The 6884-nt window shown below is 56.3% G+C and carries 10 protein-coding genes; all 10 read left to right on the forward strand.

Features of this window, described 5'->3' with window-relative positions:
• Positions 1-193: 193 nt before the first annotated feature.
• The 10 genes from DW899_RS10175 (at position 194) to DW899_RS10715 (ending at position 6850) form a co-directional block, all read left to right on the forward strand.
• On the forward strand, positions 194-1126 hold the full coding sequence (locus tag DW899_RS10175) for an Abi family protein (RefSeq protein WP_117801006.1): 933 nt from the start codon (positions 194-196) through the stop codon (positions 1124-1126).
• Between the two features lie 357 nt (positions 1127-1483).
• On the forward strand, positions 1484-2047 hold the full coding sequence (locus DW899_RS10180) for a hypothetical protein (RefSeq protein WP_147349612.1): 564 nt from the start codon (positions 1484-1486) through the stop codon (positions 2045-2047).
• Positions 2048-2163: 116 nt separating this feature from the next.
• On the forward strand, positions 2164-2571 hold the full coding sequence (locus DW899_RS10185) for a hypothetical protein (protein WP_117786887.1): 408 nt from the start codon (positions 2164-2166) through the stop codon (positions 2569-2571).
• 39 nt (positions 2572-2610) lie between these two features.
• Positions 2611-3003: a helix-turn-helix transcriptional regulator gene (locus DW899_RS10190; protein ID WP_117786888.1), complete on the forward strand. Its 393-nt coding sequence runs from the start codon at positions 2611-2613 to the stop codon at positions 3001-3003.
• Positions 3000-3449 (forward strand): hypothetical protein, encoded by a 450-nt coding sequence (locus tag DW899_RS10195; protein WP_055251170.1) that lies wholly within the window; start codon positions 3000-3002, stop codon positions 3447-3449. The genes DW899_RS10190 and DW899_RS10195 overlap by 4 nt, the downstream gene beginning before the upstream one ends.
• Before the next feature lie 230 nt (positions 3450-3679).
• Entirely contained in the window at positions 3680-4651 is a 972-nt protein-coding gene (locus DW899_RS10200) for a LacI family DNA-binding transcriptional regulator (protein ID WP_233539968.1), read from the forward strand.
• A gap of 128 nt (positions 4652-4779) precedes the next feature.
• On the forward strand, positions 4780-5772 hold the full coding sequence (locus tag DW899_RS10205; protein ID WP_158566611.1) for a PLP-dependent transferase: 993 nt from the start codon (positions 4780-4782) through the stop codon (positions 5770-5772).
• A 51-nt stretch (positions 5773-5823) separates the two neighbouring features.
• A complete protein-coding gene (locus DW899_RS10210) occupies positions 5824-6315 on the forward strand; it encodes a helix-turn-helix domain-containing protein (protein ID WP_117801023.1) in 492 nt (163 codons plus the stop codon).
• A 59-nt stretch (positions 6316-6374) separates the two neighbouring features.
• Positions 6375-6674, forward strand: a complete 300-nt coding sequence (locus tag DW899_RS10935) for an IS3 family transposase (RefSeq protein ID WP_255415086.1) — start codon at positions 6375-6377, stop codon at positions 6672-6674.
• Positions 6671-6850, forward strand: coding sequence for a hypothetical protein (locus DW899_RS10715; protein WP_199570316.1), 180 nt, complete (start codon positions 6671-6673; stop codon positions 6848-6850). Before DW899_RS10935 ends, DW899_RS10715 begins: the two co-directional genes overlap by 4 nt.
• The last annotated feature ends 34 nt before the right edge of the window (positions 6851-6884 follow it).

Here is a 6884-nt window from a genome sequence, read left to right on the forward strand (position 1 = left end):
ATGAATGTGGGAGGTGTTCGGATAAAGTTGATAATCAAGGGGCGTATGTCGGTCTCGCTCAGATTGGTGATATCGGATTGACGGACCCTGAGTTTTCCCTTAAAGTAATCGTTGTGATGAGGCCTTGCGACGGTACGTCCGGCTTGGTCCGTGGGAACCGCCGAAAGGCGGTTTTCGCGTTTAAGGGGTCCAAATGGATAAACCATTTAAATCTATTGATGAGCAGATTGCTATTCTTGAAAGCCGTGGACTCGAATGCGATAACAATACTCGTTTAGTTTTGGAGCGCGAGGGATACTATCCGGTTATTAACGGCTACAAGGATTTATTTCTCGACCAGCGCGGAGATTCTTGCCACGAGCTATTCGTAAAAGGTACGAAGTTTTCTGATATATATCGTTTATTCGAATTTGACCGTTCATTGCGTCTGCTCATGTTTGAGTACTTTAACAAGGCGGAAGCGATTCTTAAAACCGTCTGTTCTTATCGTTTCGCAATGGCCCATAAAGATAGCCCGGAGGCATACCTGGATAGAAGATCCTACCGTGCCGATGCTGGTTATCGAAAAAAGATCGACATGCTTATTGGTGATTTCGAGAAGGTGCTGTGTAGGTCTCAAAAATGGAAAAGCGATTATAAAAGGGACTACATTCGGCATTATGAGAATAATCACGACAATACGCCGGTATGGATTCTTATGAATTATTTGATGCTTGGTCAGGCATTCAAGTTCTATGAGTTTCAGCCAGAAAGCATGAGAAATTCCATTGCCAAGTCGTTTTCTGATCTTTATTCCGAGACGCATGAAGTCGATAAGCGCATCAGCCCGCGTAGGCTAAGACTTGCATACGATCATATTAAAGATTTTCGAAATATCTGTGCGCATGACGAACGCCTATTCTGCGCCAGGGTGTCTCCGTCTCACGATGTCAATCTAGTAGGGGTTTTAAGCGATCTTGAGCTAGTGCTGGCTGAGGATGACTATAAGATGTTACGCCGAAATATACTGCTTGATGCACTCAAGTTGAGTGACGAGCTCAGTAACGATGCCAGCACAAAGGTGCTTTTCGCTATGGGTGTTAACGATTTATCGAGTGTGTTTCCTAAGGAAATATTGGGGTCGTAATCGACGCGAGCGATGAATTTACTCTACAAGTTGGATGCGCATAAGATTGCGCAGAGCGGGCGGGACGTTGCCCATTGGTGGCGTCCCGCCCGCGCTTCGTTGGCTATACGTGATGCGGTAGCTCCAGCATGAGGCCGTCTTCCGCTTCTTCGAGACTCGCCTGGCCTGCCTATGCGTTTTGCTGGGCGGGCCTTCTTATGCTGTGGGTGCGGATGGCCTTACCATCGCGGGGCAGACCTACGACGAGCCGGGTGTCTCGGGCCCCGGCTGGGCGGCGCACGCGTTGTTGCTGCTAGCGGCGGATCGGGCGAGGACTGCCGCTTCTTTGGCGTGTACGCCTCCGATGGCCGGTTTGTCGTGGATGCCCATTGGGTGGATGCGACCGGCGCCAGCGCGGGCGTTGCCTGCAAGAGCGGCTCGCTTACGTCTGCACTGTTTGTGTCGCCGACGGGCGGGGCCTTTGGTAGCTCCAGCGTGATTGACGTCAGTGGGGTCGTTGCTCAGCATGTGGTAATTGAACCCACAGGCGCCCAGCCGCCGGCGGGGAAGACCCAGCCCGGTATCGATGAGCCCACCGGTGGCAATCCCGCGGGGGATACAAAGCCCGGTAGCGAAGAAAAGCCCGGTGATGAGACCAAGCCCAGTGAAAACCCGCCCCCCACGCCTGATTCGTCGCCCAAGTCGGACGCCAAGCCCGCGCCCGCGTCTATCAAGACGCCTGCGACCAAGACCACCAAAAAGACCAAGCCCGCAACAACGCAAGCCGCCGCGCTCCCTAAGACCGGCCACGGTGACTGGGCGGTTGCGTGCCTTGCCCTCGTCTTCCTAGGTATTTTGTTGGTCACCATAAAAGTTCGGGCACTTCGCGGGGGCCTTATTTGCCAATGTAGTTTCTGCCGCTTCTTTCCCACATTTTTCTGAGTTAATAATGCAGATTGCTTGAACTCGGCTTGGGGCTTGCCCTGTATTTGAATTTGACTAAACTTAACCTATAAGTTAACCACATTTGGTTTTATCTGAGGCGGAGGGGGTGGCCTTTGGTTAGTGACTATGAACTTGTCGAATATGCTGATCCCGAGGGACGACCTTTTTGGGAACTAACCACCTCTCCTGAGAACTCTCAATTTCAGAAGATGATGTCTGATCCTAAAACGAAGTTTACCGCCCGTAAAATGATCAATCAGATTTCAAAAATCTATGATTACGGGCTAAAGGATGTCACTGGAACGTCAAAGCTTCGATGTATCGAGCCTAAGATTGGACTATACGAACTCAAGGGTTTTGATGGGGTTAATCGAGAAATGGTCTACGCGATTTGCCAAGGCGTGGACAAGATTGTTTTGCTTTTTTGGTTTAAGGGCCATCAAGGCTCGGGAAATATTTCCAAAGAAATTAAACGCGCAAAACAGTTGGCCCCGATAGCAAAGCAGCTTTTGGAGTCATAGCGTCGGCTTTTTTGCCCGCTTACGAAACGGAGACTTGTAATGGTTAAGGTCGATTTATCAGACTTTTACGCGCAAACGGAAACGAGCGAAACCCGTGCCTATGAGCACGCACTAGATATTGAGTTTATTGTTCATCGCGAGATGCAGCGCTCGGGCTTGAGTAAAAGTGAGCTGGCAAAGCGTATGGGCGTGAGTCTTCAGTCGCTTTCGAAATTGTTGAATTCTCAGCCCAACATGACGCTGAAAACAATCGCAAAGTTTGAGCTTGCGTTGGGTATCAAAATCATTCCTCAGGTCATTTCCAGTTATTCGAATGAGGCGCCGTTTTCTTCGTCTAATAATTCTGTCCGAGAACAATGGTCTTCATTTAACAGCGACTGCTCGGCGAAACGATTGAACTTTGAGATGATTCCGGGAGGTTTGGCTGCATGAGCAAGGATTTCATTGCGCCTATTCAGGTTGTTCATTTGTTTGTTGTCGACTCAACTTTTCATATCGAGAATGAGCCCTCCCAGAATATGGATTTAAAAGTTGACGTTAGCTATCAGGACGTCCATCTATTGAGGAACAAGGCGGGCGAGCGTGCAGACTTAAAGCTGTATGTGTGTGGCAGTCTGATTGATAGGGACGATGCAAAGGAAAAAATGCGCGCTGATGTGACGGTTGCTATTTCGGTGTCAACAAAAATGCCGTTCGACATTTCAGACGATGAAGCGCGCCGTTATCTTCTCTCTAATGCGATTTCCATGGCGTATGGTCACGCTAAGAGCTATCTGATGGTCGTTACTGGACTTTCGCCCATGGGGGCTTTGACGCTGCCGGCAATTCTTCCTTCGGAATTGGCAGCGGACAGCGATGCATCTTTCCAAAGTGAGTAAGTTGTTCTCGAGTTGGATTTTGCCTGCCGCTGTGTGCAAATGTAACGGGGTGCCGAATCGGTAGTCTGACTGATTCGGCATTTATATTTCGAAGTTTCTAGTTGAAGCCCTGCGATGCCCGTGCTGCGACAGCTAAATTGACCGTGACGTCCCGTCTTGCGACACGCATGTAGCTCCGCACGGGTATCATGGTGAAAGCGATTTCAACGACAGGGGTGCTCGTGGTAAAGATGAAAGATGTGGCCGAGCTGGCGGGCGTTTCGAGCGCCGCCGTCTCGCGCTACCTCAATGGTGGGTATATCTCGGCGGACAAGGCCGAGCGCATTAAGCAGGCGATTGAGCTGACCGGATACGTGCGATCCAGCCAGGCTCGCGCGCTGCGAACCGGTTCCACCAAGCTCATCGGCGTCATCGTGCCTAAGATTAATTCCGAGTCGGTGAGCCGCATTACGGCGGGCATCGGGCAGGTGCTTGGCCGCCGCGGCTACCAGATGCTTCTTGCCAATACCGATAACGTCCCCGATCGCGAGCTCGAATACCTCGATTTATTCCAAAACCATCCGGTCGATGGCATTGTGCTGGTGGCAACTATGATTACCGGCGAGCATCGCCGGGCGATTGAGTCGTGCCGTGTGCCCATTGTGTTGATCGGCCAACATGTCGAGGGCGCGGCGTGCGTCTATCACGACGATTACGAGGCCGCTTTCGAGCTGGGTCAGGCACTCGCGAAGCGTGCTGAGGGCAAGATCGCCTACATCGGAGTTACCGAGGAAGACCGCGCCGCCGGTTATGACCGTCGTCGTGGTTTTGAGGCCGGCTTGCGCGCCGCGGGCGTGGCACTTGATCCGAGCCTGATTTGCCAGGGGTCCTTTACGCTCGACTCGGGCTATCGCGCTGCACGCGAACTGCTCTCCGTCGATCCCGATGTTTCGTTTATCGCGTGCGCGACCGATACTATGGCGGCCGGCGCCCTGCGCGCTCTTGACGAGGTTCGCGGCATGGGCGAGGGTGTGCGTCGCGTGAGCGGTTTTGGCGACAACGCATTTTTGCGCGCGCTGACGGACGGCATTCCCACCGTGCATTACGGCTACCTGACCAGCGGCGTCGAGGCGACTAATATGTTGCTCAATACGCTCGATGGCGTGGAGGGGGAGAGCGGTTTAAAGACGCTCAAGCTCGGCCATCAGCTGATGAATGTCTAGGCTTACGTGATCTACCGCGCGCTCAACATTTAGGCGTTCAGTCGCCTATCGGCGCTATACTGCAGCCGTTGCCCACGATGCGGGGAACACCCGCATCGTGGGTTTTTGTTTTGAAGGGACGGTACCGCATGGGCGTACAGCAGCTAGAAGAGGCCTGGGCTTTGAGGACCGGTGCGCGTGAGGCGCGGTTGCTTGCGGCCCCGCATGTGCCGGCAGCGCTGTCGCAGCTGGGGATTGTGCGTCCCGGTGACCGCTTGGTGGCCTTTGCGGACGACTTTGCCGATGCGTTTGCGTGCGGCTTTGATGGCTGCGATGTCGCGCTGGTGGGCTCGCCGTCCGCCGAGGCGTTTGCCGCTGCGTCCGAGGGCTTTGATGCTTCGTTTGATGCCGAGGGTCCGCACCTGTGGTGGTTTGTGAACTCCATCGGCGGGTTTGGTCTGCGTGTGCCCGATCTGCGCGCTCTGGGTCGGGCGGCGCGTGAGGCCCATGCGCTGCTGGTTGTAGACAACACTGTGGCGTCGGCTTTTGGCTGCGATTCGCTGCGGCTGGGTGCTGCGCTGTCGCTCGAGGCGCTCGATCGCGTGTGCGCCGGCAAGGCTCCGCGCAAGCTCGTTGCCGCTTCGGTGGCGCGTTCGCAGCTCAAGCGCCATCATGTGGATGCTGCTGCCGAGTGCGCGAATGCGTTGTTTGCGGGTTGCCGTGCTTTGTCACTCGACCTTTCTACCGAGGAGGCGGGTGTGCTGGAGCGGGGGCTGGACACGCTCGATGCCCGCATGCAGGAGCATTTCGACCGCGCCCGTGCGCTGGCCGAGTATCTGGCCGCCAACGAAATGGTGCGCAACGTGCGCTATCCCGGGCTGAGCTCGCATCCTGACCATGCTGTTGCAACGGGAATCCTGGAGCACGGATTTGGGCCAGCAGTTGAATTTGACCTTATTGAGCGTAGCGCGGGAGAGCTGTTCGATGCTTTGCCGGGGGAGTTTCGCACATCGCCCGCCGGCGGCGCAACGACGCGCCTCTCTGCTCCGCGAGGTAAGCAGGGGAGCACCATCCGCCTCTTCGCCGGCACCGACAACCCCCTGGTCGCGGCAGCCACCCTAGACAACGCCCTCCGCAAGTAGCTAATGAACTGCCTCCCATTTCTTGGACATGAGAAATGGGAGGCTTTCTTTATGCGCGTTGACTTGAGAGTGAAGCATGATATCGAGGCCAGGAAGGCGGCCATAGGGCTCTTCGAGCTCGGGCACGGGTATAAATCCGCCGCGATCGCCCTTTCGCTTCCCGTGGAAGCCGTGAGAAGATGGCAGGAGATATACCGCGCATTCGGGAGCGAGGTGCTGCTGCGCATGGACGGAAAGCAGGGCAGGTGCACATACGAGCAGAAGGTCGCCGCCGCCTCCGCCGTCGTCGACGGCGGCATGACGAAGACCGAGGCGATGGCGGCGTTCGGCATAATGTCGATGTCGCCGCTCAAGAAGTGGTGCGCGCTATACCGCCGGGGCGGCGCGGAGGCCCTGCGCCCGAGGCCCAAGGGCCGGCCGAAGGGTTCCAAGGCGAGGCCGCGGACCCGCGAGGAGGAGCTCGAGGAGCGGTGCCGTAGGCTCGAGGCCGAGGTGGCCTACCTAAAAAAATTACGCGCCCTGGTCGAGAGGGACGGGCTCTGACCAGGGCGAAGGCCGAAGCGGTCGCGGCCCTGCGCGCCGAGGGGCACGCGCTCGGGCACCTGCTCGCATGCGCCGAGCTCAAGCGGTCGACCTACTACTACGCCCTCGCGCACCCGCCGAGGCCCACGCGCCCCGAGCTCTGGGAGGCGGCCGCCGAGATCTTCTCGCGCACCGCCAACGGCTGCGGGCACCGGCAGATAGCGATGTGCCTCAGGGCGGAAGAGGGGGCCGTGATAGCCGACAAGACCGTGCTCAAGATGATGCGCGAGATGGGGATTCGCTGCGGTATCAGACGCGAGACGGCCTACCACAGGCACAACTCGTACAAGGCGTCCTCGGCAGGACGTTCGAGAACGTGATCGCGAGGGATTTCGACGCCGGGGCCCCGTGGCGGAAGCTGGGAACGGACGTCACCGAGTCCAAGGTGGCGGGCGGCAAGGCCTACTGGGCCCCGACGCTGGACTTCCGCACCAAGGAGATCGTGGCGAGCGACATATCGACCACGCCCGACATGGCCCAGCAGGTCAGGTGTTAGCGTCAATATATTTTTCACCATTTTCACCAACGTA

Source organism: Collinsella sp. AM41-2BH, from assembly GCF_003468085.1.
In the GTDB taxonomy this organism is placed as follows: Bacteria; Actinomycetota; Coriobacteriia; order Coriobacteriales; family Coriobacteriaceae; genus Collinsella.

Coding starts and splice junctions, on each gene's coding strand:
- DW899_RS10175 (WP_117801006.1), top strand. CDS start 194: ATGGATAAACCATTTAAATCTATTGATGAGCAGATTGCTATTCTTGAA.
- DW899_RS10190 (WP_117786888.1), top strand. CDS start 2,611: ATGGTTAAGGTCGATTTATCAGACTTTTACGCGCAAACGGAAACGAGC.
- DW899_RS10195 (WP_055251170.1), top strand. CDS start 3,000: ATGAGCAAGGATTTCATTGCGCCTATTCAGGTTGTTCATTTGTTTGTT.
- DW899_RS10200 (WP_233539968.1), top strand. CDS start 3,680: ATGAAAGATGTGGCCGAGCTGGCGGGCGTTTCGAGCGCCGCCGTCTCG.
- DW899_RS10205 (WP_158566611.1), top strand. CDS start 4,780: ATGGGCGTACAGCAGCTAGAAGAGGCCTGGGCTTTGAGGACCGGTGCG.
- DW899_RS10210 (WP_117801023.1), top strand. CDS start 5,824: ATGCGCGTTGACTTGAGAGTGAAGCATGATATCGAGGCCAGGAAGGCG.